The sequence below is a fragment of the Nostoc sp. FACHB-133 genome, from assembly GCF_014698055.1.
GTDB lineage: Bacteria > Cyanobacteriota > Cyanobacteriia > Cyanobacteriales > Nostocaceae > Nostoc.
In genome coordinates, this window is sequence record NZ_JACJSH010000008.1 from 76076 (window position 1) to 100879 (window position 24804).

Consider the following 24804-nt stretch of genomic DNA (forward strand, 5'->3'; position numbering starts at 1 on the left):
CAATTGATAAAAGTCATTTTCATAAAAGCTATATAGTATATTCAAATAGAAATTCATCAATTGGATATCTGCCGCAATTCCCAATAAAGCTTGACAACCCAAGTTTATGGGTGAAAAATTGAGTTTTTCTGATAAAACTACCACAAAACCTGATTTTTAGTACCCATGCCAGATGTTTATTTAATAACTCAGCAAAAATACATACTTACTATTGCTTTACAAAAGTAGCAACTTGCTATAATTAACTGAATGATTATTGATAAAATACGTAAAATTTTTGGTATAATCTTAACTATTTATATAAGTAAATATTTGGGCAAAACTCCTATATAAAGTATTTGTTTTAGTAGTAACCCAAGTTGCTAGTTACTCTGATGAGCGATCGCTTTGGGACAGTTAAGCAATAAAATGCCCTCCAAGAAGAAAATTAGGAGGGCTATATGCTAAACGAAATAATTGCCATATATGCTATCACAGACGATCTTTTAAAGGCGATTGGGCATTATGAAGACAGTCATAGAGAGATGAATGACGCAGAAATTATCACAACTGCTTTTCTTCAGGCGATGTTCTTTAATGGTAATCATAGCAAGGCTTGTAGCTATATGAAAGACCATAAGTTAATATCTAATATGTTAGAAAAGTCATGTTTTAACCGGAGATTACACAGTGTCTCAATGTTAATCAACGACTTGTTTCATCAAGTGGGAATGGTACTGAAAGAAATTAGTGATTCCACGGAATATCTTTTAGACTAGTTTCCAGTGCCGATCTGCGACAACATCCGGATCTTTAATGTCAAAATAATCCAGTCGGCGCTATGCGCCAACGCCACTTTGTTGCACGTGTAGGCGTAGCCCGCCGGAGGCATCGCATCAATTGAGTGGTAACATTGATACTTTGTTCTCTGACGAACCATTAACACTAACCTTGCACTCCCCCAACGATTAGATGCGCCCAAGGTAACAACCACAGTTCAGTCGATAACCCGCAACTTGGGTTAATACCTTTATATCTTATACCAGTACAAAAGAACTAATTCACTAAAGTAACTATCAAGTTTGACGGTTTGTCTTTTGACAGCGATCGCAACTTTATGTAAAGTGCCGCACTAGAGGAGTGCTGAGTACTAAGTAAAGAAGAAAAGAATTTCTTATTACTTTTTCAAAATCTTTATTCTGACACTCAGAACTCATGACTCAGAACTCAGGACTTTTTTTATGGTAGATTTGTTGCTGATCTCAATCCTGGGGTTCCTGGGGAGTTTTGGGCACTGCTTTGGGATGTGTGGCCCTTTAACAGTGGCATTTTCCCTATCTCATCAGCCGAAAGGGACATCACCCTCAGAAAAGCCGAACACTTGGCGACAACAATTAAAATTTCATCTTTTGCTAAACCTGGGGCGGATGTTGAGCTATGCTCTAGTCGGTGCTGGCATTGGGGCGTTAGGTTCGGTATTGCTGCAAAGTGGACAGCTAGCGGGTATTGGCAGCGACTTTCGGCACTGGATGGCAATTCTGACTGGTGTGATGCTGATTTGGTTTGGCTTAGGACAAGTAAAACCCGATTTGCTCCCACGCATTCCCGTGTTACATCCCCTATTACAGGGTAGGCTACACGATCGCCTCAGCACAGGAATGGTTAAGCTTTCCTTTAAAAATAAATGGTGGACACCAATACTTTTGGGGATGACTTGGGGTTTAATGCCCTGTGGTTTCCTGTATGCTGCCCAAATCAAAGCCGTTGAAACTGGCAATTTATGGATGGGTGGGGCAACCATGCTGGCTTTTGGACTGGGAACCCTGCCCACTATGTTAGGTGTAGGCATCTCCACGTCGTTGGTAAGTAAAGACAAGCGCAGTCAGTTATTTCGATTAGGCGGTTGGGTGACACTCACCATTGGCATCATTACCCTGCTACGGACTGGTGACACAATGGTAGATTACACCGGGCACACCGCTTTATTCTGCTTAATATTGGCGTTAATTGCGCGTCCTATAAGTGGGTTGTGGGCTTCACCATTGCGTTATCGCCGCGCCTTGGGGGTGGGATCTTTTGTGCTTTCTGTGGTTCACACGTTCCACATGATAGAACACTCATTGCAATGGAATTTTGCCGCCTTTTCTTTTATGCCGCCAGAATTTCAGTGGGGTATGGCTGCGGGTGCTGTAGCATTAATATTAATGTCCCCCGCCGCTTTAACGAGTTGGGAATCGTTGCAGAAATCTTTGGGCAAGCGTTGGCGACAGATTCATCTATTGGGTGTGCCAGCCTTGCTCTTGAGTGCTATTCATGCTGTGTTGATTGGTTCCCATTATCTGGGTTCCTTGCAATCAACTTGGGGAAATAACTTAGCGGCAGTACTGATGGGAATTATTACCCTCAGTGTCTTACTAGTGCGTTCGCGTTTTTTTTGGTCAAAGTTAGCCGTAGAAAAGTTTTATGTCCCCCCAACAAAATCGCGGTAAATTATCCTTGTTCTCTGGCTCAATCCCAACGAGTCAAAAACAGAGGCATCAACTACTCAAAGGCATTTCTTGGAAGAGTCAAGGAACAATAAAGTATTTATTATTCCTGAGTTTCTTAGTTATATCAATAACTAATCCTTACCCTGCATCTGCTCATAAGGTGGAAGTTTCTGGAGATGTTGGTGGCACCCTCCACATTGAGCCAAATGATAATCCTCGGGCTGGAGAACCCTCCCAAGTCTGGTTTGCGCTTACCCGCAGAGGCGGAAGGGTTATTCCCCTGTCACAGTGTAATTGTCGGTTGGCTGTTTACGCTGAACCCTATGCAACCGGAGAGCCTGCACTGCTAGAACCGCAGTTAGAAGCTGTAGCAGCCGAACGTTATCAAGGTATTCCAGGTACAGAAATTACCTTTCCCAAACCAGGTATTTATGAGTTGCAACTAAATGGTAAACCAGTATCTGGGGCAAGATTCAAACCTTTTAACTTCAAATTTGAAGTTACTGTAGCAGGCGGTTCTACACAAAACACACAAATTCAGCGAGATGTCAATGGTGATTTAGTAGAGGGTGAATCTCAGAAATTACCCATTTGGGCGATCGCACTACCAATCTTCGGATTTATCGGCATCTTAGTTGTTGTATTGCGAAACATGAGAGGGGGTGGGGAGTAAGGAAGAAGCAGGGGAGCAGGGGGCAGGGGAGGCAGGGGAGGCAGGGGGACAAGGTGGCTTGAGTGAGAACTTACAACAAGTTCTTTCCCCATTCCCCATTCCCCATTCCCCTTTTCCTACTTATGTCGCTTCTGATGCCACTGCCACGCATGAGCGACAATATCTTGGATGGATGGATACTGAGGTTGCCAGCCTAAGATTGTTCTGGCTTTCTCGCTGGTGCCAATGAGAATTGGGGGATCTCCGGGACGGCGATCGCGTTCTTCTACTGGTATCGAAGTTCCTGTCACCTGTTCGGCAGCTGCAATTACTTCTCTGACGGAGAAGCCGCTACCATTGCCCAAATTAAAAACTTCGCTATCGCCACCTTTTAATAAATATTCCAATCCCAAAATATGGGCATCTGCTAAGTCGTTAACATGAATATAATCACGAATACAAGTACCATCGGGTGTGGGGTAATCGGTGCCGAAAATTGAGATGGATTTTCGCTTGCCTAAAGCTGTCATCAGCACCAAGGGAATCAAATGAGTTTCTGGGTTGTGATCCTCGCCGAGTAGGCCATTGGGATTAGCACCAGCAGCATTAAAATAGCGGAAACGCACTGATTGAAAACCGTAAGCAACATCAAAATCAGAAAGAATCCGCTCTACCATTAGCTTTGTAGTGCCATAAGGATTAATCGGATTTTGAGGATGGTTTTCTGGAATAGGTACAAATTCTGGCACGCCGTAGGTAGCACAGGTAGAAGAAAAGACAAATTTCTTTACGGATGCAGTCAGCATCGCCTCTAACAGGGTCAAAGTACCAACAACGTTATTGCGGTAGTATTTAGCCGGATCAGTCACTGATTCTCCTACGTAGGCGTAGGCAGAAAAGTGCATCACAGCAGCAATATCGCGGGTTTTAAATAGTTGATCTAGTAAGGCGCGATCGCCTGTATCCCCTACTACCAGTTCTACCTGTAAAATCTTTTCTACCAGGTCACGATGCCCATAGACCAGATTATCAAGGATGACAACGTTATAACCCGCTTGCTTCAAAGCTAGCACCGTATGAGAACCAATGTATCCAGCTCCCCCTGTTACCAAAATGGTAGGTTTTCCAGACGACATAGTTTTTCCTTTTAAGTGGATTACTCAATTAATTTAGTTTACCGGTGCCACATTACTCTTCTGGAAAATTATAAATAATAGACGCAGTGTTAAAAATTTGAACTAAAATCACTACGACGGTAGTCTTTGGGTGTGAGGTTTGAAGTATTTTAAGTCAAACAGTACGATTACAATTTGACAATAAAATAAATCCATTTCCCGAAACCTCTAGGTTGACCCTTATGGGTGACGCTTCTAGCGTCGCGGCTAAGAAGTCACTAGTTGTTTTATACAGGGAAACCATGCAGGACAGTTCCTCCTGGGGCATGAAAACCCCTAGTCAAGTGGACTGTCTTACCACCACACTGGCTCACCGCACCAGAAAATTTGAGAGTTAATCTATGTTTCTATTGCTAAGCCGGGTACTGCTGTGGCTGCTGATTGGCACTATCGTATATTCTCTGTTCCAGCGATTTTATCCCTCTGGAACTTTTGTAGGGCGATTAATCTTAGTCGTTATCTTGGTAATCGTAGCCCTTTCATTTCTTAACCCCAGTGAACCAGCTGTGGCATCTTTGTGGAGAATGCTATCTTTTCCACTCAAGCCTCTGGGGGCCTCTGTTTTACTGATGATTTTGGCTGCTCAAAAAATTAAAGGAGGTGGAATAGAAAAACCAGGAGGATACTTGATAGGTTGGGCACTGACGATTTTGCTGTTGGCAAGTACACCAGCAGTAGCCTATTTCCTCTATCGCGCACCTCTAGCAATGACAGGTGACACATCTGTAGCATCTGCTGCACCAACATCTGGGATACTGGTGGCATTAGGGCAACCAAACACCACAGCAAACATCTCAGATGTAAAGGGAGATAGCATTATTTCTTATAATCTGAGAGTGCCTCCCTATTTATTACAAGGAAATCCTCAAGATATTCGCACACGCGGTTTACGACTTGAAGACTTTGTACCAAATTCGGAAACGTTGCAATTGACAACAAGAACTTGGGAAAGTTATCTCGTTGAAATTTACAGGTTCTTGCGTGTTCAACGGTAATAAAGTAAAAAAAAGGGGTAAAGGGTAAAGGGCAAAGGGCAAAGGGTTGAATTAGTTAGCCACTGTCCCCAAATAGGTTTTTCCCTTCCCCATTCCCCATTCCCCATTCCCCATTCCCTGTACATAGCTGCCTGCTTGGGCTAGCAGTTAATCTAGGATGATAAAGTTGCAAAATTGCTTTAATGGCAAAATCTCGACGAATCGCTAAACTCAGTGCTTACTTACGACCCCATTGGCGGGAAGCGTCATTAGGCATTCTTGCTTTGTTGTCTGTCAATGCACTGGGCGTTTATATCCCTTGGTTGATTCGTGCTGGTGTTGATAAACTCTCAACAACCTTCAACTGGAACGAAATACTACATTATGTAGTAATAATTGTCTTACTCAGTTCGGCAATGTGGCTAATGCGGATGGCATCACGCATTTGGCTATTTGGGGTGGGTCGTCAGGTGGAATTTGACCTGAAACAACGGATTTTTGAACACTTACTCAAGCTGGAGCCGGCTTATTTTGCCAGTAATACTGCTGGTGATTTGATTAATCGGGCTACCAGTGATGTGGACAATATCAAACGGTTATTGGGTTTTGCCGTTTTGAGTTTGGCAAATACCGTGTTTGCCTACGCCCTAACACTGCCAGTAATGCTAGCGATTAGTGTGGATCTGACGCTAGCGTCTCTGGCAGTTTACCCTTTTATGCTCTTGTTGGTGAGTCTGTTTAGCGATCGCTTACGCAAACAACAAGCAGCAGTCCAGGAGCAACTCTCTGAAATCAGCGAACTCATCCAGGAGGATATTAGTGGCATTGCTTTAATTAAAATTTATGCCCAAGAAGCAAACGAGCGTCGAGCCTTCTCCAAGAAAAATCAGCAGCTATTGACTGCTAACCTGGAATTGGCAAAACTCCGAAATACACTTTTTCCGCTAATTGGTGGACTAGCTAATATCAGTTCGTTGGTAATTATCTGGCTAGGGACAGCGCGGATGTCTTCTGGAGCGCTTCAGGTTGGCGATTTTTTAGCACTGTTAATTTATGTAGAGCGTCTAGTTTTCCCCACAGCCCTTTTAGGATTCACAATTACTGCGTACCAACGGGGTGAAGTTAGTATAGATCGCCTTGAATCTATTCTCTCTGTCACACCGAAAATTCAAGATGCAGCCGATGCCATACATCTACCAGCAGCTGAACTTAAAGGGGAAGTGACAGCGAAAAATCTCAGCTACAGTTACCCTGGTTCTACTACTCCAGCTTTAGAAAACGTTAACTTTACTATTGCTCCTGGAGAAACCGTGGCCATTGTTGGGGCAATTGGTTCGGGAAAATCCACTTTGGCGAATGCTTTACCGCGCTTGTTGGATATTGAATCAGGACAATTGTTTTTAGATGGGCTGGATATTACTAAAATAGCTTTGGCAGATTTACGAGGTGCGATCGCTTACGTTCCTCAAGATAGTTTTCTATTTAGCACTACAATCAAAAATAATATCCGCTATGGCGATCCAATTAGCGAACAAGAGCAGATAGAATCTGTTGCTAAACTTGCCAAAATTGAATCAGAAATTAACAGTTTTCCTCAGCAATATGAAACTCTTGTTGGTGAACGCGGTATTACTCTTTCTGGTGGTCAACGACAACGTACTGCCTTAGCTAGAGCTATGCTGGTCAATGCGCCAGTGTTAATTTTGGATGATGCTCTCTCTAGTGTGGATAATCAAACAGCTACGCAAATCCTCAAAAATCTCTCCAGTGGTACTGAACGCAAAACAGTAATTTTCATTACCCATCAATTATCTGCGGCGGCTGCGGCTGACAGAATTTTTGTGATGGAAAAGGGAAAAATTGTTCAAATAGGCAATCACCTAGAACTATTGCAACAACAGGGTTTATACAGAACTTTGTGGAGCCAGCATCAAGTTGAGGAATTACTGCATTAAAGTTTTGACCCATAAGGATATTTTATTGCTTGGAGGGTAGCACATCTGTGCTACCCAAGTTTTTAGGGATTACAGTATGCCCGTTCAGCTAATGTGACATCCAGCACGAATGGATTGTCATTACCTTGAAATTTGGCGATCGCGTGACTGCGTTCTATTTCAGTAATATCAGGTACGTCTTGCTGATTCCATTTACACAAAATCTGACGCTGATTCTGAAAGTAATTTCGGTCTACCTTCTCAGCCTGATTCCGATAGATAGTGTAAAAGTAGAAAATTGCCCTAGCTATATCCCCTTTTACTTTTTCTCTAGGCTCAAATTTAGAAGAAGATGATTCGCTAAACTCGTCAATTGCTCTACTAGGAATTGTAGATTGAACAGTATCATTTCGATACCATTTTTTAGTACTTGTGTCGGCTATATCGTCGAAGGGTTTATTTCCTCGCTCAGTATTAATATCTTCTCGTGCAGGAAATAAATGGTGAAGGTCACTTCGAGCATTCCCGTTGTCAGCCCCTTTACTTTGTGGCCAAACGTGTTCAGTATTCAGCCCTAATTTATCAGCTTCCTGACTAGGATCGCCATTACCAGTTAGATGAATTTGGTAACTGGCATAGATATCTGTCACAATACCCGCTTGGTTGTCAATAATGCCAAACATTTCGTCTCTTGCGCGATCGTAGTTCAAAGTTTTGCTAGGCGTATACTTCTTAGCAAGTTCTTCAACTAGAGCGACTTTGGATAATTGAGGCAATATAATTGCCGAATCATTTACGGGAGTGGGAGTAGGTTGAACAACAGGAGGAATAGTGTCAGAGGTGGACTGGCTAGTAGGTAATGTAAACGCTGCAATTACAGGATCGTGGTCACTGACAGGCTGACTAAAGCCAACGTTGACATGCACAATGTCAATTTTTGGTTGAGCAAAACCAGAAAGGTTTTCACTGACCAACAAATGGTCAATAAGTTGAGGTTTTCCCCGAAATTTGAAAGTAAAGCGATCGCTAGCAGGTAAACGATCCGTCAGATTCTCAAGAATATTACCCTTTAAAGTTTTCAGAGGTAAGGAATCGGGTAAATCGTTTAAGTCACCCAGTACAATTACTTTGGCTTGCGGGTCAACTTCTAATATTTGCCCTACGAATTCATTAACGATTTCGGCTTGCTTGACTCGTTGAACATCGCTAGGAGAACCTCCCAGCTTAGAAACAAAGTGATTAGCAATGATAAACAGCTTTTGGTCGTTAAATATAAATTCTGCTGCAAGTGGCTTACGGCTTTCCTCGAAAGCACTATTGGTAGGATCAATTCGACCTGGGTTGAGTGAAAGATCAAGACCATTTGCACTTTGATTAATAGCCACAGCATCTAATGAACCGCCTCTTCTAGGCAGTTTTGCTAGAGTTATCCGACTGGGCCGAAATAATAAACCGACACGGATATTACCTCCAGGTTCTCCACCATCTTGATCGTCACTGGGTGCAATATCCACAAAATCGTATGCCGGACTACCGATATTTTCGAGCGCAGCAATCAGTTTTTGGTAAGTCTCGTTTGCATTCACAACATCATCATTGGTTGGCCCGTTGTTATCCTGAATTTCAACCAAACTGATGATATCTGGGGCGTTCAAATTATTTTGGATAATTTTGGCAATATCATCAAAGCGTCGATCTTTTGGGTCTAAATTCTCGACGTTAAAAGTTGCAACAGTCAATACATCCTGGGAATTTTTTAGAGATGTTGTTTCCCGTTGGGTAATTGGAAGTAAAGGAGTTGGCAATTGGGCTATTGGACTAGCGTGCAGTGGACTAATCCATATAAAGAAGATGAGAACAGTACTAAATAGTAACAACAATTTGATGGGTTTCATTCTCTCTTCCAATGAAGATATTTTCTAGATTAGTCTTCTTTTGAATAGAGTTCAATTAAGATAAGTTTTAGATTGAGTAAAGGTGAGCATTCTGCCTCAGAAAAAATACCAGGACACAAGGAAATTTTGCTCTATTCACCTACTACATTTGCAGTCTATTAAATACCGTGTTTAATATCAAATATTGATAATTAATTATTGGTAGCGATGTCTGTGACGGGTTCTCTACAGGAGGCTATAGCAGCGCTTACGTAGGCCATGATACTTTTCAATCACCGTGGCTTTGGATAACTTCATGAAGCTAGTACAAGGTAGTGTAATTACCACGTTAGTTTTTTGGGATAGGTGGGTAGTATAAATTACCGAAAAAACTAATTTGGTATATAGCGATGTTTAAAAGGAAATTATCAGAATTCCGTGCTTCACAGGAATTGTCCACCTCGAAGGTAATGGATCGCCATATTGGAGCGATCGCAGCTTTAATTTTAATTAGCTTACTGAGTTCATGGAGTGGAACACCAGATAGTCATACCATCACTACCTGGTGGGAAGGCTTTCTCTGGGGATTGGCAGATCCAGTCATTGCCTTAGATTGTTTAGTGGGGATTGTTGCTATTGGCTTACTGTCATCTATGTTTGTTCGTGGCGCTGCGATCGCTGGATATTTTGTCTTAGCAGCAATTTTGGGCATTGTAATTCATCTATTCCAGCTAAATTTCCCAGGTATAGAAATAGCCATCGCTATTTCTACCATCGTTTTTAGTACTATGCTGATGATGCCCAATCAACCAAACTTTGTGGTACTTGCTCTAATGGGCATCAGTGCTGGTTTATTTCAGGGTTACACTCTTGCTGATTCTATTATTGGGGCAGGAATGCTTCCACTAATTGCCTATATAGTAGGTATGACATTGACTCTGTTTGTGGTTGCCATGAGTGCCAGAGAAATTGGTGGTGCAATGGGTATGGGAGAAATAAACCGAACTCTACCCTGGAAAATTAGCATTGCTGGCTTCGCTTTCTGTGCGATCGGCATCGTGTTTTTGAGCAATTCGATGATCTAAATCACATATTTCAATTCAGTGGAATACATTTATTTATGGGGCGTACACTTAGCTGTGCGCCCTTATTATGTGTATATCTAAATAAAAGCTTATGACACCTGAAGAAATTGCGGATATGCTAACAGAATTAATTTATAAAAATAACTTTTGACAGTGGAAATATATCACAAAAAATTATGAAGATATCAAATCTAAAGAGATTTTTTAGGAATTAAAGTTTATTAATTTATCATGACAATGAATATCTATTTTTGACTGAATTTGCCTCTGATTGTTGGCACTGTTACAACCCGTAATTTGGAAACCGTTTACTATACCTAAGTACTTTCAAAAAAGAAAATTAGCTCATCATTAACATAAGGCTCTTATATCATTTCACGAAATTACTGATACAAATGATTTGTCTCTAGTTCTGTCATCCTGATCTCCTGATGGCTATTTGTATCAACCTTAAAGTGAAATGGTATTAATACTGGAGAGTGATTTATTATCGTATACAGAAAATCGCAGCAGATTGATAAATTGTCAACAATTTTCATTTTTTATGAACTTTGAATCGATAAATTAACAACAACTAACAGAAGTAAGGATAAAAACTTAATCTATTTAGTTTTTTCTGCGCCACTAGTTAAGAGGTAATCTATGGTGCGAAACTCAAAGCTAGGGTACAGAACGTTCCCTAAGTCTATTCTGCGTCCATCTGTTGCTATAGGTATAATTGCATCTTTATTGGTTGGCGGAATAAGTTTTTATATAGTAAAACGCTGGCAAAATTATGCAAATCCAGAAACACAAGTGCCAGCAACACAATTGCCACAGTTAAAAACGGTAACAGCTTTAGGGCGAATTGAACCACAGGGAAAGGTAATAAAACTTTCTGCTGCGGTATCTGCTGAAGGAAGCCGGGTAGAAAAGTTGTTAGTAAAGGAGGGGGATTGGGTAAAAGCGGGACAATTGATTGCAATTTTGAATAGCCGCGATCGCTTGCAGGCAGAATTAAAAGAGGCGCAGGAACAGGTAAAAGTAGCACAGGCAAACCTAAACCGCACTCAAGCAGGTGCTAAACGTGGTGAAATTGCCGCCCAAAAAGCCGCGATCGCTCGCTTAGAAGCAGAACGCCAAGGTGATATTAATACTCAAGCAGCAACAATTGAGCGATTCCAAGCCGAAGTAAAAAATGCCCAAGCAGAAGACGAACGTTATCAGCAACTATATCAACAGGGTGCAATTTCCATCTCCCAACGAGATAGTAAGCGTTTAAACCTGGAAACCGCCCAAAAAAGCCTGCAAGAAGCACAAGCACAGTTAAATCGTACCCAATCAGCTAGCCAGCAACAAGTAAAACAGGCTACAGCAACTCTTGAGGAAATTGCTGAGGTACGAGGAGTAGATGTAGAAGCTGCCCAAGCAGAAATCAATCGGGCTGTAGCAGCCATGAATCTGGCAAAAATCAATCTAAAACAGGCCCAAGTGCGATCGCCCCAAAATGGACAGGTATTTGAGATCCACACCCATCCTGGCGAATTAGTATCAAGTAATGGCATTGCTGATATTGGACAAACTAGCCAAATGTATGTTATTGCCGAAGTCTATGAAAGCGATATCGGCAAAGTTCATTCAGGGCAACAAGTACGAATATTTGGCGATTACCTCCCCCTTGAATTGCAGGGAATCGTAGATCGCAAAGGTTTGCAAGTGCGACGACAGAGTGTCATTAACACAGATCCCGTCAGCAATATCGACAACCGAGTAGTAGAAGTTTATATCCGACTAGATGAAGTTTCCAGTCGAAAAGCTGCCAGCTTAACCAATATGCAAGTTAAGGCAGTAATTGAATTGTGAAAAATCAGGGATTGGGGACTGGGTATTAGGGATTGGGATTATTCTTCCCCAGTCACTAGTCCCTAGTCCCCAATACCCAATACCCAGTACCTAATTATGGGATTGATCAAACAACTGCGACGGCGAACCCCTCTAGGATGGCTGCAACTGAACCATGAAAAAAGCCGCCTCTTGGTCGCTTTGTCAGGTATTGCCTTTGCGGATCTTCTCATGTTTATGCAGCTTGGCTTTCAGACTGCGCTGTATGACAGTAACACTAGACTACATCGCAGTTTGCAAGCAGACATTGTTTTAACCAGTCCCCAAGCCCGTAACCTGCCAAGCTTGTCTACATTTTCTCGGCGGCGACTTTACCAAGCAATGGATATACCAGGGGTGAAGTCGGCAGAACCAATGTATTTCAATAATACAATCTGGAAAAATCCTCAAACACATCGTGAGACGGGGGTGTTAGTTATCGGGTTTAATCCAGATAAGCCAGCTTTTGACTTACCGGATGTTAACCAGCAATTGCAGGCAATTAAGCTACCGGATACCGTTTTGTTCGATCGTGGTGCAAGAGGAGATTATCAAAAAGCGATCGCTCAAATTGACCAAGGTAAAACCCTAACCACCGAAATAGAACGGCGCACAATTACCATTAGTGGCTTATTTCAAGTCGGGGCTTCCTTTGGTTCTGATGGCAATCTGATAACTAGCGATCAAAACTTTTTGCGGCTATTTTCTGGGCGACAGTCAAGTAGCATCAGTCTAGGTTTGATCAAGGTAAAACCAGGCTATGACCCTAAAAAAGTGGCAGCAAGCTTGAAAGCCTACCTGAGAGATGATGTCAGAGTCCTAACCCACGCCGAATTTATTGAATTTGAGAACAACTTTTGGAGAACAAATTCCCCAATTGGCTTTATTTTCAGCCTAGGTGTATCAATGGGCTTTGTGGTGGGCGTGATTATCGTTTATCAAGTCCTTTCCACCGATGTTAATGCCCATGTTCGGGAATATGCCACCTTTAAAGCAATGGGATATCGCAATTACTACCTGCTGGGTGTGGTGCTTGAAGAATCGTTGATATTAGCAGCACTGGGCTTCCTCCCCGGATTGGGAGTGTCCTTAGCACTTTACCAACTGACTCGCAGTGCCACAAATTTACCCATGTACATGACTGCGATTCGGGCATTGCAGGTATTCGTGCTGACTATCATTATGTGTACAATTTCCGGTGCGATCGCCACCCGCAAACTTCAAGCCACCGATCCTGCTGATATGTTTTAAATTTGTCATTTGTCATTTGTCATTGGTCATTTGCAAAGGACAAAGGACAAACGACCAATGACGATCGTAACAAGTAATCGAGCCATTTATGACTAGTCAACCTGTGATCTCTATTAAAAATCTTGACCACCACTTTGGTACTAGTTCCCTTCGCAAGCAAGTTTTATCTAATATCAACTTAGAGATTAACGCCGGTGAAATTATTATTATGACTGGGCCCTCTGGTTCTGGAAAGACTACCTTGCTAACCTTAGTTGGTGGATTGCGTTCTGCCCAATCTGGTAGTTTGCAGGTGTTGGGGCGAGAACTTTGTGGTGCTAGTGCTGAACAATTAGTACAAGCGCGACGGCATAACGGTTATATTTTCCAAGCACATAACTTACATGGGAGTTTAACGGCACTCCAAAACGTCAAAATGGCTTTGGAATTGCACAAATATCTTGGGTTAAAAAATATGCTAGCTAGGTCAGCCCAGATGTTAGAGCAGGTAGGATTAGGAAATCATTTACATTACTATCCTGAAAAACTATCTGGAGGACAAAAGCAACGAGTAGCGATCGCTCGCGCCTTAGTTAGTCATCCTCAAATAATCCTAGCGGATGAACCCACCGCCGCCCTTGACAGTCAATCAGGTCGGGATGTAGTCAATCTTATGCAAAAATTGGCAAAAGAACAAAGCTGTACCATCTTGATGGTTACTCATGACAACCGCATTCTTGACATTGCCGATCGCATCGTTGATATGGAAGATGGTAAGCTGAAGTCAGAATTAACACTCTCAACCTGAAGTTAATCAGCTTTCATTCCTCAAGCTCAGAAATCGAAACCAGAACAATTTAAGTAAAATCACTGTTGTTTTATACCTTATATTAACAATAATAATATCTGTCATTAGTGTATAAACGGTGATTAAGAATTAGATAAATTAAAAATAATATAATTTCACACTATATTTTACTAAAAACTATTGTAGGGTAGGCATCTTGCCTACCCTACTTTTGCAAATTAAATGCTCAAAAACTTAATAAATCGAACTTTGCCTAAGCTTAATAGGGTTATTTCTAATACTTTGCCTTTGGTTTACCCTGACTTTTCACATTATGTGGAAAAGTCCACCAAAAACCTAACCCCCTTCCCGATGCGGGAAGGGTGAAAATTCAAAGTCTCTCTCCTTTTAGGAGAGAGATTTAGAGAGAGGTTTTGCAAATGCCGTGAAAAGTCAGGCTTTACCTGGCTTGCGCCATTTACTTACACCAATTTTAACTTAGCAATCTAGTACGAGTGTCCAGTTAAACAAGTGTCCAGTTGATTCCAAGATTTTCTTCAAGTATTATTATGTAATGGGTATAATCACAAGGTGTTTCTTTTGTTGCCTAATAAATGATACCTTGGCAAACACTTATAGAGTCTTTGCCTTCAATCTAGTTAAATTTTAAGATCATTACCAATGTCAATGTAATACATAAAGTTAATACCAACTAACTAAATTACAGTTACAAATCATTCTCTCTTATCTTTTACCTGATGTAACTCTGAGGTCTATAAGTCTCTGGAGGGTTTCAAAAACATCTACGTCAAAGAGGAAACACGAGTAAAAATAAGCTAGTCTATTTTCCAACACAAGCAAGGAATTTTTGTAGCTCCATGATTATTGAGAATAGTGCTAGTAGTTCAAACCAGAAGTTGCTCGGTTTTGATGTCAAAAGTTTGACAGCCAATCGCCTTGCAATAAATGTGTTAAAGGGAATATTTGCTGTTCTCCCTATCACCTTGGCATTGCCTGTAGATGCTTTACAAGTAAAGGTGACTCCAACTAGTCCTAAATTAGGGGATACACTCTCGGTAGAGATTAATCTAGATAATCCTGAGAATGGTACAAATCCAACAGTAGCGACTGGTAATAATACATACCCAGCCTTTCAAATTGCCCCTAATCAGTATCGGGCTTTTGTTCCCACAACTCCACTTGAAAAAGCTGGAACTAGAACACTTAAGGTTGCAGGGGATGGTCAAGTACAAAACTTAGCTGTGAATGTGCTTAATCGCAAATTCCCCATACAACGTATTACTTTGCCACCTGGCAAAGCCGGAGTGGATGCCACAGAATATGAACTTAAGCGTGTAGCGGCTTTCAAGGCACTAAAAACGCCAGAAAAGTATTGGAATGGGGTATTTTTGAAGCCAAATGCAGGGCGGATGAGTACAAACTATGGTGTACGTCGCTACTATAATGGTACATTTGCAAAGGACTACTATCATCGTGGTCTTGACTACGCTGGTGCTGCCGGATCTCCGGTAATTGCCCCAGCCCCTGGACGAGTTGCTTTGGTAGGTAGGGTATCCCAAGGGTTTCGGATACACGGTAACGTAGTTGGCATTGACCACGGTCAAGGAGTCACCAGTATTTTCATGCACCTAAGTCGCATTAACGTTAAAGAAGGTGATCTTGTAAAAGCTGGTCAAGTAATTGGCGCAGTTGGTTCAACAGGTGCTGCCACGGGGCCACATTTGCACTGGGGTCTGTATGTCAACGGACAATCTGTTGATCCAACACCTTGGCGAACTAAGGTCGTTAATTAGTAGAGGCGGAATTAATAGCGTCTGTGCATAATTTGTGTTTTTTTTGCTGAAGATTAGGCAAAATAAATTGGATTGATACCGTCCCTACCTTGCTTGGCTAACATAAATGATGATAAGTGTTATGAGTATCGAAAAAATTGTAGAACAAGCTCTCCAGGATGGTTATTTGACACCAGCAATGGAAGCAGAAGTCGGTAGAATCTGTGATAACGCCTCGGAACTCTCAATTGAAGAGTACATGGCCCTGGATCGGCTCATGGGAGCGCTATTGACTGGTGAGGTAGTGGCGGTACCTCGCAAACAATTCATTAACGTCATGGAAGAATTGGTACTGACAGAAGCGATCGCCAGAGTCGCAGAAATTGAAGCCACCAGCGAAAGTTCTCTAGATGTCGGAGATATTGCTGCTTATGCTCTCAATCGACTACCACCTTTGTATGCTACTACAGAAGAGGGTGCTAGCTTCCAGCGCCAAACGGCTCAAGCAGAACTGCAAGAATTAATTTCTCAGCAAGTAAGTGAAGCGATTAATCGTTACCTAGATCGACCCAATTTCTTCCCAGAACGGCAAGCCTTGGGCAAAAACACTGGTAATGAGGTTGTACGCCAGGTTAGTGCCTTACTCCAGACATACGCACCTAATTTTGAGCAAAAATTATAATTTCAATAGTCATTGGTCATTTGTCATTTGTCATTTGTTTTAGACAAAGGACAAAGGACTAATGACTAATGACTCTTAATTAATTACGTACCAGTACTGTTGTCCCTATACTCACTTGCTCATAAAGCATTCTGACATCAGAATTACGCATTCTTAGACAACCGTGGGATACAGCCGTTCCTACCAGGTCAATGTCTGGCGTACCATGAAAGCCAATTTCATTGCGTCCATCTGACCAAAAACCAATCCATCTGTCTCCCAATGGACTATCCGTACCAGCCTGAAATACTTTGCCTGTAATTGGGTGACGCCAGATTGGATAGTGTCGCATGTGGATCACCTGGAAAGAACCTGTGGGCGTTTCCCAACCTTTCTTACCTACAGCGATTGGGTAGCTAGCTATTACCTCATCTCCTGCATATACGTAAGTGCGGCGATCGCTTAAATCAACCACCACTTGCGTCTTGCCATCTGCTAGCCTATCAGATGCGGATGGTGCTTGTTGGGCTGAAGCCTTAGACCATAAACCTTTTGGCCAACTATCCACAACTGGATTTTGTCTTTCTGCTTGCGCCACCAGCTGCATCTTAATTGGTAGTTCTGCTGCTTGAGCTACATTATTTCTAATTGTTTTCGGCTGAGTTTGAGGCTTAATAGTAGAAGATTTTGGTGTAGAAGCCCTGCCAGTCCTTGTTTTAGCTACATTCTTCTTAATTATTTTCGACTTAGTTTCAGACTTAATCGCAGAATCTTTGAGTATAAAAGCCTTGCGAGTCGTTGCTTTAGCTACATTCTTCTTAATTATTTTCGACTTAGTTCGAGGCTTAATAGCAGAGGACTTTGGTGTAACCGCCCTCTGAACACTTGAGCCTTGGGCAACTTCAGCAGGTGGCACAGATCCACCTAGCGCAATTTCCCCTAAACTCACTTGTGACAGATTCTTGTAGACTCCCTCCGAGCGGCTTCCCTTGGGATTGGTTAGGGTAGAATCTCGCCGCATCGAAGTAGATGCAGACTTATCAAACTGCCGTTGTGCCGTAGTAATGCGCCAATGGACAGCTAAAGATAAAAATGCTGTGCCAAAACAGAGCAACATTACCATCCGCCCTACAGATTCGTTTCTTACCATTGCCATCGCCTATTGTTTATCCCTGACATATCCAGCCGAGAAATGGGATGTGTTCATCATCCGATTATCAAAAATTTATCAATACTTATCATTTCCGTTATAAATCTGCCAACACCTCTGGGCAAACTAAGACTATGCAAATTGTCCCAGCAGCAAAACTTCAAGTGACCAACCTCATTCCTCCAAAGTTCTGGGGGTTGTAAGCCAATACTTAGACTTTCTGGCGGAACTTTTGCAATGTAGCAATCAATGATTAGTGGTGTCGGTGGGAGAAAAACCATGTTTGAAAAACTATTGCTAGCAGTCACAATTACATTTTCCCTCAATTTATTTTTTCAAGTTCGTGTACCAGAGCAACATAACTCTGGTGCTATCTACGGGTCACAACTAGAACAATCAGCAACTATTCTGGTAACAAAATCAAAAAAATAAATCACCATTATAGTAACCACAGCAACCCAACTCCCAGAAATTATTACCTGAATTTTAAAGGTATCAAGAAGGTAGAATTACAAAATTTTTCTCTTCATCCTTAATAACCAGATTTAATTATTTTTATCAAGCGTATATACCCAGTTGCTAAAAGTACTAAAATGTGCATATTGCTGCGCTTTTTTGAGTTGATGGTTGTAAGGGCAACTATGCGAGCAGTATAAGGAAAAAGTGGCTCACCTTATTGCTATAAATGTATCCAAAATTGTCTGCCTCCGTGTTCCAGTAATAAATCCGTCACCTTAGCATGGAACTTCTGTCCCATTAGCAGGTCTAATAGATAGGGATGATTTAGAGCCAGTACGATCTATGAGTCAGTCGATTACTGTATCCTGGTCAACGGTTGATGCAAAGTATTCAGAAGCATCAGTGCAAGTTGACAAACTCCCTAACCACGATTTAATTTTGCGCTGTCAAGCGGGACTGCGGCCAGATCGTGTTGCGTTTTCAGAACTATTACGCCGCTATCAAAGTCAAGTTGATAGAGTTCTCTACCACCTAGCTCCAGATTGGTCTGACAGAGCCGATTTAGCTCAAGAAGTTTGGATTCGAGTGTATCGGAATATTAACCGATTACAAGAGCCTGCTAAATTTCGGGGCTGGTTAAGCCGCATTGCCACCAACTTGTTTTACGATGAGTTACGGAAACGCAAGCGGGTTGTTAGCCCTTTATCACTGGATGCTCCCCGCTCGTTAGAGGACGGTGAGATGGATTGGGAAATCGCTGGCGATACTCCCGGGCCTGAAGAAGAACTGACAACTAGAGAATTTTACGAGCAATTGCGGGAAGCGATCGCGGATTTACCAGAAGTCTTTCGTACTACCATTGTCCTGAGAGAAATCGAGGGCATGGCTTATGAAGAAATTGCTGAAATCACTGGAGTTTCTTTAGGAACTGTGAAGTCAAGAATAGCGAGAGCTAGATCGAGGCTGCAAGCTCACTTGCAGAATTATCTAGACTCCTAATTTACATTATCTTGCCTCTGCCCAATGACAGAATTTAAGCATAGATTAAGAATTACCAGAAAGATGTAGATCGCTTCTATCTTAAGAAGGAAAAATGGCTAATTTTCCCGAAATTCCCGCCCAGTTTACCCGTGTATGAATTGGTAATAATGTTAAGATGACTACTGATTCTCAGTTTTACGACCGTTCTTCTTTGCAACTTCCTCAAAATTTGTCAGATGGAATGGCCAAGCATACCAATGAATCAACGGGTCTTATGGATATGGTGAAGCGCGATCGCTTCGAGTTATTGAGTGCTTACCTCGATGGTGAAGTCACAGCCCCCGAACGCAGGCAAGTAGAAGAATGGCTGGCAAATGATGCCTCGGTTCAATGCTTGTATGCTCGACTGTTAAAGCTGCGCCAAGGCTTGCGGACTCTCCCAGTCCCCACAGCTCAAGAGTCACCAGAAGCAACAGTTCAGCAAGTATTCACACGTTTGCGCCGCCGTTCCCGTTTAAACTGGATGGCGGGAGGTGCAGCTGTTGCTGCTTGCGTAATCGGTGCAGTATCTAGCTTAGTACCTGGTGGTTTGAATGTGCCGCAACTGGCGCAACGACCACAAAAAGAACCGATTCAAACATCTTCAGCGTCTATAATTCCACCCTCTCCTCTGATGGTGGGACTAAATAACCCGGTAATTGAAATTCCTAAAGCAGCAGTAGCTTCTCCAGAAAATCCAATCTATCCGGTAAAACCACAACGGCATGACTCCAAACAGGACATCAACTAATTGCAAAGTTAACAGTTCACAGATTGTAATTGTGCTTTGCAGTTAAACCACAGCCACTCCACCAGCCGTCAGGTTGGAGTAATCCTCCTAATTGGTCAACTTGCTCTAGAGTCATTAAATAAACCCAAGCCCAACTATAAGAGAGCGATTGTGGTTCATAAACCTCGATAATTTGCCGATTATAGAGGTTTTCTAGTGATTGTCTAGTGGGCTGGTAATTTTCCAGCACATCTAGCTCATTTAAAATTATTGGGTTGGGAAAAGAAAGTAAATATCCGTAAACTTTGCTATTCCCCAGCGTCATTGCTGGGTAGCCCATTGGCAAAGCAAATAATTTACCTTCTACAAAAGCTCTTTTGACATCAACTACTTTGCCAACACAGTATTTTTTATAGTTAGCTTCACCTGGTTTGAGTGTGCCGTAGACAAAAACCCGCACCAAATCAGAAAATTTTATATTTGATTCAACCATCTAAACCTTCATCAAATGACTGTTGCCATACCTGAAACACTAGCAGTTCAGGCATAATTTGGCTGATGCTCAATTATATAAATCTGTGATTAGTTGACCTACAATATAGGTTAACCTAACAGGTTGACATAGCAGGTTAACCTAGACAGACCCATTAGGAGAATTTTTTGGTGGATTCCCGATATAACCCCGCAGCGATTGAGGAAAAATGGCAGAAAACATGGTTAGAACTTGGCTTAGATAAAACACCTTCAGCTAGTAACAAGCCAAAATTCTACGCTTTATCCATGTTCCCTTACCCATCGGGCAGCCTACACATGGGTCACGTCCGTAATTATACCATTACTGACGTGATTGCCCGCCTCAAGCGAATGCAAGGGTATCGGGTAATACACCCAATGGGTTGGGATGCCTTTGGCTTGCCAGCAGAAAATGCCGCCATTGACCGTGGTGTACCGCCAGCACAGTGGACTTATCAGAATATTGCCCAGATGCGGCAGCAATTGCAGCGTCTTGGTTTATCGATTGATTGGGAATGTGAACTAGCTACTTGTTCACCAGATTATTACAAGTGGACGCAATGGATTTTCTTGCAGTTTTTGCAAGCAGGGTTAGCTTACCAAAAAGAAGCAGCCGTAAACTGGGACCCCATTGACCAAACTGTATTAGCAAATGAGCAAGTTGATAACGAAGGACGTTCTTGGCGCAGTGGCGCAATAGTTGAGCGCAAATTGTTACGGCAGTGGTTTTTTAAGATTACCGACTATGCCGAAGAATTACTCAATGACTTAGATAAGTTGACAGGTTGGCCAGAACGAGTCAAATTGATGCAGGCAAACTGGATTGGTAAATCCACAGGCGCTTATTTAGAATTTCCCATTATCGGGATAGATGAAAAAATTGCCGTCTATACCACACGCCCAGATACTGTTTATGGCGTCAGTTATTTAGTATTAGCACCAGAACATCCCTTAACAAGTCGCGTCACTACAAAAGAACAACAAGCGGCGGTAGAAGTCTTTATTAAAGAGGTTTCTAATCAAAGTGAGTTGGAACGTACTTCTGAAGACAAACCTAAGCGGGGTATCCCCACCGGTGGCGTGGCAATTAACCCGTTTACAGGGGAAGAAGTGCCTATTTGGATTGCTGACTATGTACTGTATGAGTATGGTACTGGGGCAGTGATGGGTGTACCCGCACACGATGTCCGAGATTTTAAGTTTGCTAAAAATTACGATTTACCCATTAATTTTGTCATCGCTTCCCCTGATGATGTTGCAGGTTTTGACTTAACTCCAACATCAGAGATTGATGGAATCACACAACTTGTCGAAGTTGACTATAAACAGGCATACACTGAACCAGGAATTTTAATTAATTCTGGGGCTTTTACTGGTATAGCTTCCACAGACGCTAAACCAGCCATAATTGAATACGCCGAAAAACAAGGTTTTGGTAAAGTGCGGGTGCAATATCGCTTGCGGGATTGGTTAATTTCCCGGCAACGTTACTGGGGCGCACCAATACCTGTAATTCACTGTCCCAATTGTGGAATAGTGCCAGTACCTGACAAAGATTTGCCAGTCCAGTTGCCAGAAGAAGTGGAATTTACTGGACGTGGGGGTTCACCTTTAACTCAGTTAGAAAGCTGGGTAAATGTAGCTTGTCCAACTTGTGGCACTCCAGCGAAGCGGGAAACCGACACGATGGACACTTTTATTGATTCCTCGTGGTATTTCTTGCGCTTCCCTGACGCTAAAAATGAACAACAGGTTTTCGATTCCCGTAAAGTTAACGACTGGATGCCAGTGAATCAGTACGTGGGTGGGATTGAACACGCGATTTTACATTTGTTGTATTCGCGGTTCTTTACTAAAGTACTCCGGGACAGAGGGTTACTGAATTTTGATGAACCTTTCCAACGTCTGTTAACTCAAGGGATGGTACAGGGTTTAACTTACCTAAATCCCAATAAGGGCGGTAAGGATAAATGGATTCCTTCTAATCTAGTCAATTCTGCTGACCCCCTCGACCCTCAGACAGGCGAACCTTTGCAACGTCTCTACGCCACCATGTCTAAATCAAAGGGCAACGGTGTCGCGCCAGAAGATGTAATTTCCAAATATGGTATAGACACAGCAAGGATGTTCATCTTGTTCAAAGCGCCACCAGAAAAAGACCTGGAATGGGATGAAGCCGATGTGGAAGGACAATTCCGCTTTTTAAATCGGGTTTGGCGTTTGGTGACGGATTATATTACTGCTGGGGTATCCCGTAAGCAAGCTCAACTATCTGATTTAACTAAGGCTGAAAAGGAGTTGCGGCGGACGATTCACACGGCTATTCAAGCTGTGACAGAAGATGTGGAAGACGAATATCAATTCAACACAGCTATTTCCGAATTGATGAAGTTGAGTAATGCCCTAAGTGATGCCGACAAGAATTCACCAATTTACGCAGAAGGTATTCGGACTTTGGTGATGTTACTCGCACCCTTTGCACCACATATTGCTGATGAATTGTGGCATTTGTTGGGTGAAAGTGATTCAATTCACACTCAAACTTGGCCATCATTTGACCCTGTTGCTTTGGTAGCTGATGAAATCACTTTAGTGATTCAAGTTATGGGCAAAACTCGTGGCGCGATTCAAGTACCAGCACAAGCAGATAAAGCAGCGTTGGAGAAATACGCCCGTGAATCAGAAATTGCCCAGCGTTACATCGAAGGCAAAGAGATTAAAAAGGTAATTGTAGTGCCTGGAAAGTTGGTGAATTTTGTAGTCAGTTAAGTACAGTTTTACGTAAAATCGTGGCGAATTAAGGGTTTAAATTTAAACGCAAAGTAGCGCAAAGGGAAGCGCAGAGGTACGCAGACAATTTGCTACAAATTAATTAAAAGTTGTATTTAGCAATCGATAAAATTGTAAATGTAGCCTGACAAAACATCAAAGGATTTACATCCGTGACACTCAAAGAGTTAGAACAACAACTTCTTGCCCTCAGTCCTGATGAAAAATTGCAGGCTATACAGTTACTTGCTCAAAGCCTCGGCAACAATTGGCAAGGAATTGAGAAAACTCCTGGAGTCTGTGGTGGAGAGGCTCGTATCGCTAAAACTCGTATTCCTGTCTGGGTACTTGTGGAAGCTAGCCGTCTTGGATATAGTGATGCTGACCTTTTGACGAGCTATCCAACTATTACAGCTACAGATTTAGCCAATGCTTGGGTATACGCAGAAGCTCATCTTGATGAAATCGAATTGGCAATTGAGCGTAATGAGGTAGCCTAGTCGATGGCAAGGTTTTACGCAGATGAGCAGTTTCCATTTCCAGTTGTGGAATTATTACGCGCTTTAGGGCATGATGTTTTGACAGTTCAAGAAGCAGAAAATGCAGACCAAAGTATACCTGATGAGGAAGTGCTAGCATTTGCTATAAGTCAAGAACGCTCGATATTAACTATCAACAGAGTTGATTTTATCCGTTTGCATCGTCGTGATTCTAACCACTTCGGTATTATTAGTTTGTACGAACAATCGTAATTGGGGACAGTTTGCATCACGGATAGATGAGGCTGTGACAGCAGAACAGGCGTTGCAAGGAAAATTAATTCGTGTGGTACGTCCAGTCACTTAAAAAGATTTTGATGGAATGCAAGGATGTTAAAACCATCAAAAATCTGTTTCAAGAAGTATTGAAACAGTAGTTTTTTCTCTGGTATGTGTGTATTTAAAAACATCTATAATTATCGTTCAAAGAGTTAAACTGTCTTATTTATACACGAAAAAGCGCTTGAGAGTTTTGCTCACTCAAGCGCTTCCCCGTAAAAGCTTATACCAACTCACTTGTTTGATGCAACATTTGAAATCTGCAACACCCCCTTATCAGGGAGTATTGCGGGGATAACTTGTGACAAACATCTGGTGAAATGGTATCACTCCTTGCACTAACTAAGAATATCTCTTTTACAAGAAAATCGGGGATCTGGTGAGTGACAGTTTATGAACTGAACACTAGTTAAAAACGACTCACCATGAATGGTAACTAACGAAACTAGGCACAATTGTAGCAAGTTTGTAAGTATAGTATAAAAACTTATAGTTGATTAGCGTAGGCATAGGCATCGCCTGCCTTTGAGTAAAGCTTCAAAATGTGCAGCAATTAGCAGCATAAATATCTCAAATTTAGCAGCAAATAAACTGGAAGGTATCAGTGAAAAATCGCCATCAAGTAAGCCTGAGATGGCTTATATATCTGCATGAAAGCGATTTAGACTGCAATAAAATCATCACCTCCTAAATAGATAGAGGTATTCTTTAGAGAATGAGAACCAAAGAACAAATCTTCTACCTAGGCAGATTGAAAAATTTTGGTTGGGTATCTTTTATCTCTTAGCAAACGATGACATCTAACTCTTCCGCATAGTGTAGGCGGTTACTTCCTTGGTTGAAGCAAAACAG

20 protein-coding genes and 1 pseudogene are annotated in these 24804 nt (G+C 42.1%); 17 read left to right on the forward strand and 4 right to left on the reverse strand.

Annotation, left to right across the window (positions count from 1 at the left end; all coding sequences use genetic code 11):
- Window positions 1-440 precede the first annotated feature (440 nt).
- The 3 genes and pseudogenes from H6G86_RS09070 to H6G86_RS09080 all read left to right on the forward strand — a co-directional run.
- A pseudogene (locus H6G86_RS09070) lies at window positions 441-755 on the forward strand (IS982 family transposase); the annotation flags it as partial.
- A gap of 465 nt (window positions 756-1220) precedes the next feature.
- Complete coding sequence (locus H6G86_RS09075) at window positions 1221-2468, forward strand: urease accessory protein UreH domain-containing protein (RefSeq protein ID WP_190934034.1); 1248 nt, start codon at window positions 1221-1223, stop codon at window positions 2466-2468.
- Window positions 2443-3141 (forward strand): hypothetical protein, encoded by a 699-nt coding sequence (locus H6G86_RS09080; protein WP_190934035.1) that lies wholly within the window; start codon window positions 2443-2445, stop codon window positions 3139-3141. Before H6G86_RS09075 ends, H6G86_RS09080 begins: the two co-directional genes overlap by 26 nt.
- Window positions 3142-3257: 116 nt before the next feature.
- Here the strand turns inward: H6G86_RS09080 and galE are convergent, their stop codons facing one another.
- Window positions 3258-4256 (reverse strand): UDP-glucose 4-epimerase GalE, encoded by a 999-nt coding sequence (gene galE / locus H6G86_RS09085; RefSeq protein ID WP_190934036.1) that lies wholly within the window; start codon window positions 4254-4256, stop codon window positions 3258-3260.
- A gap of 380 nt (window positions 4257-4636) precedes the next feature.
- Here galE and fraI point away from each other — a divergent pair, with 380 nt between their 5' ends.
- Together fraI and H6G86_RS09095 are read left to right on the forward strand one after the other, a co-directional pair.
- The gene (gene fraI, locus H6G86_RS09090; RefSeq protein WP_114082975.1) at window positions 4637-5290 is read left to right on the forward strand and encodes a septal nanopore formation protein FraI; all 654 of its coding nucleotides are present in this window, start codon (window positions 4637-4639) and stop codon (window positions 5288-5290) included.
- Between the two features lie 182 nt (window positions 5291-5472).
- Complete coding sequence (locus tag H6G86_RS09095) at window positions 5473-7224, forward strand: ABC transporter ATP-binding protein (protein WP_190934037.1); 1752 nt, start codon at window positions 5473-5475, stop codon at window positions 7222-7224.
- Between the two features lie 62 nt (window positions 7225-7286).
- Here the strand turns inward: H6G86_RS09095 and H6G86_RS09100 are convergent, their stop codons facing one another.
- Window positions 7287-9098 (reverse strand): endonuclease, encoded by a 1812-nt coding sequence (locus tag H6G86_RS09100; RefSeq protein ID WP_190934038.1) that lies wholly within the window; start codon window positions 9096-9098, stop codon window positions 7287-7289.
- A 389-nt stretch (window positions 9099-9487) separates the two neighbouring features.
- Here H6G86_RS09100 and H6G86_RS09105 point away from each other — a divergent pair, with 389 nt between their 5' ends.
- The 6 genes from H6G86_RS09105 (at window position 9488) to H6G86_RS09130 (ending at window position 16514) form a co-directional block, all read left to right on the forward strand.
- Window positions 9488-10162 (forward strand): HupE/UreJ family protein, encoded by a 675-nt coding sequence (locus tag H6G86_RS09105; protein WP_190934039.1) that lies wholly within the window; start codon window positions 9488-9490, stop codon window positions 10160-10162.
- A 642-nt stretch (window positions 10163-10804) separates the two neighbouring features.
- On the forward strand, window positions 10805-12004 hold the full coding sequence (locus tag H6G86_RS09110) for an ABC exporter membrane fusion protein (RefSeq protein WP_190934040.1): 1200 nt from the start codon (window positions 10805-10807) through the stop codon (window positions 12002-12004).
- Between the two features lie 96 nt (window positions 12005-12100).
- A complete protein-coding gene (gene devC / locus H6G86_RS09115) occupies window positions 12101-13273 on the forward strand; it encodes an ABC transporter permease DevC (RefSeq protein WP_190934041.1) in 1173 nt (390 codons plus the stop codon).
- Between the two features lie 88 nt (window positions 13274-13361).
- A complete protein-coding gene (locus H6G86_RS09120) occupies window positions 13362-14060 on the forward strand; it encodes a DevA family ABC transporter ATP-binding protein (protein WP_190934042.1) in 699 nt (232 codons plus the stop codon).
- Between the two features lie 857 nt (window positions 14061-14917).
- A complete protein-coding gene (locus tag H6G86_RS09125) occupies window positions 14918-15853 on the forward strand; it encodes a M23 family metallopeptidase (RefSeq protein ID WP_190934043.1) in 936 nt (311 codons plus the stop codon).
- Window positions 15854-15974: 121 nt separating this feature from the next.
- Entirely contained in the window at window positions 15975-16514 is a 540-nt protein-coding gene (locus H6G86_RS09130) for a late competence development ComFB family protein (RefSeq protein WP_041565537.1), read from the forward strand.
- Window positions 16515-16593: 79 nt separating this feature from the next.
- Here the strand turns inward: H6G86_RS09130 and H6G86_RS39850 are convergent, their stop codons facing one another.
- Window positions 16594-17232 (reverse strand): L,D-transpeptidase, encoded by a 639-nt coding sequence (locus H6G86_RS39850; RefSeq protein WP_313930788.1) that lies wholly within the window; start codon window positions 17230-17232, stop codon window positions 16594-16596.
- 690 nt (window positions 17233-17922) lie between these two features.
- On the opposite strand from H6G86_RS39850, the gene H6G86_RS09140 reads away from it, so the two are divergent.
- The 3 genes from H6G86_RS09140 to sapG all read left to right on the forward strand — a co-directional run bounded on the left by H6G86_RS09140 (window position 17923) and on the right by sapG (window position 19873).
- The gene (locus tag H6G86_RS09140; RefSeq protein WP_167306191.1) at window positions 17923-18075 is read left to right on the forward strand and encodes a QAALIT motif small membrane protein; all 153 of its coding nucleotides are present in this window, start codon (window positions 17923-17925) and stop codon (window positions 18073-18075) included.
- Window positions 18076-18444: 369 nt separating this feature from the next.
- On the forward strand, window positions 18445-19101 hold the full coding sequence (gene sigG, locus H6G86_RS09145) for an RNA polymerase sigma factor SigG (RefSeq protein WP_190934044.1): 657 nt from the start codon (window positions 18445-18447) through the stop codon (window positions 19099-19101).
- A 157-nt stretch (window positions 19102-19258) separates the two neighbouring features.
- The gene (gene sapG / locus H6G86_RS09150) at window positions 19259-19873 is read left to right on the forward strand and encodes an anti-sigma factor SapG (RefSeq protein WP_190934045.1); all 615 of its coding nucleotides are present in this window, start codon (window positions 19259-19261) and stop codon (window positions 19871-19873) included.
- Between the two features lie 16 nt (window positions 19874-19889).
- Here sapG and H6G86_RS09155 read toward each other — a convergent pair whose 3' ends face one another.
- Window positions 19890-20345: a gamma-glutamylcyclotransferase family protein gene (locus tag H6G86_RS09155; RefSeq protein ID WP_190934046.1), complete on the reverse strand. Its 456-nt coding sequence runs from the start codon at window positions 20343-20345 to the stop codon at window positions 19890-19892.
- Window positions 20346-20515: 170 nt separating this feature from the next.
- On the opposite strand from H6G86_RS09155, the gene leuS reads away from it, so the two are divergent.
- The 3 genes from leuS to H6G86_RS09170 all read left to right on the forward strand — a co-directional run bounded on the left by leuS (window position 20516) and on the right by H6G86_RS09170 (window position 23886).
- Complete coding sequence (gene leuS / locus H6G86_RS09160; protein ID WP_190934138.1) at window positions 20516-23134, forward strand: leucine--tRNA ligase; 2619 nt, start codon at window positions 20516-20518, stop codon at window positions 23132-23134.
- A gap of 173 nt (window positions 23135-23307) precedes the next feature.
- Window positions 23308-23634 carry a DUF433 domain-containing protein gene (locus H6G86_RS09165; protein ID WP_190934047.1) on the forward strand — a complete coding sequence of 109 codons (327 nt, stop codon included), beginning with the start codon at window positions 23308-23310 and terminating at the stop codon, window positions 23632-23634.
- A 3-nt stretch (window positions 23635-23637) separates the two neighbouring features.
- Complete coding sequence (locus H6G86_RS09170; RefSeq protein WP_313930764.1) at window positions 23638-23886, forward strand: DUF5615 family PIN-like protein; 249 nt, start codon at window positions 23638-23640, stop codon at window positions 23884-23886.
- Window positions 23887-24804: the final 918 nt, after the last annotated feature.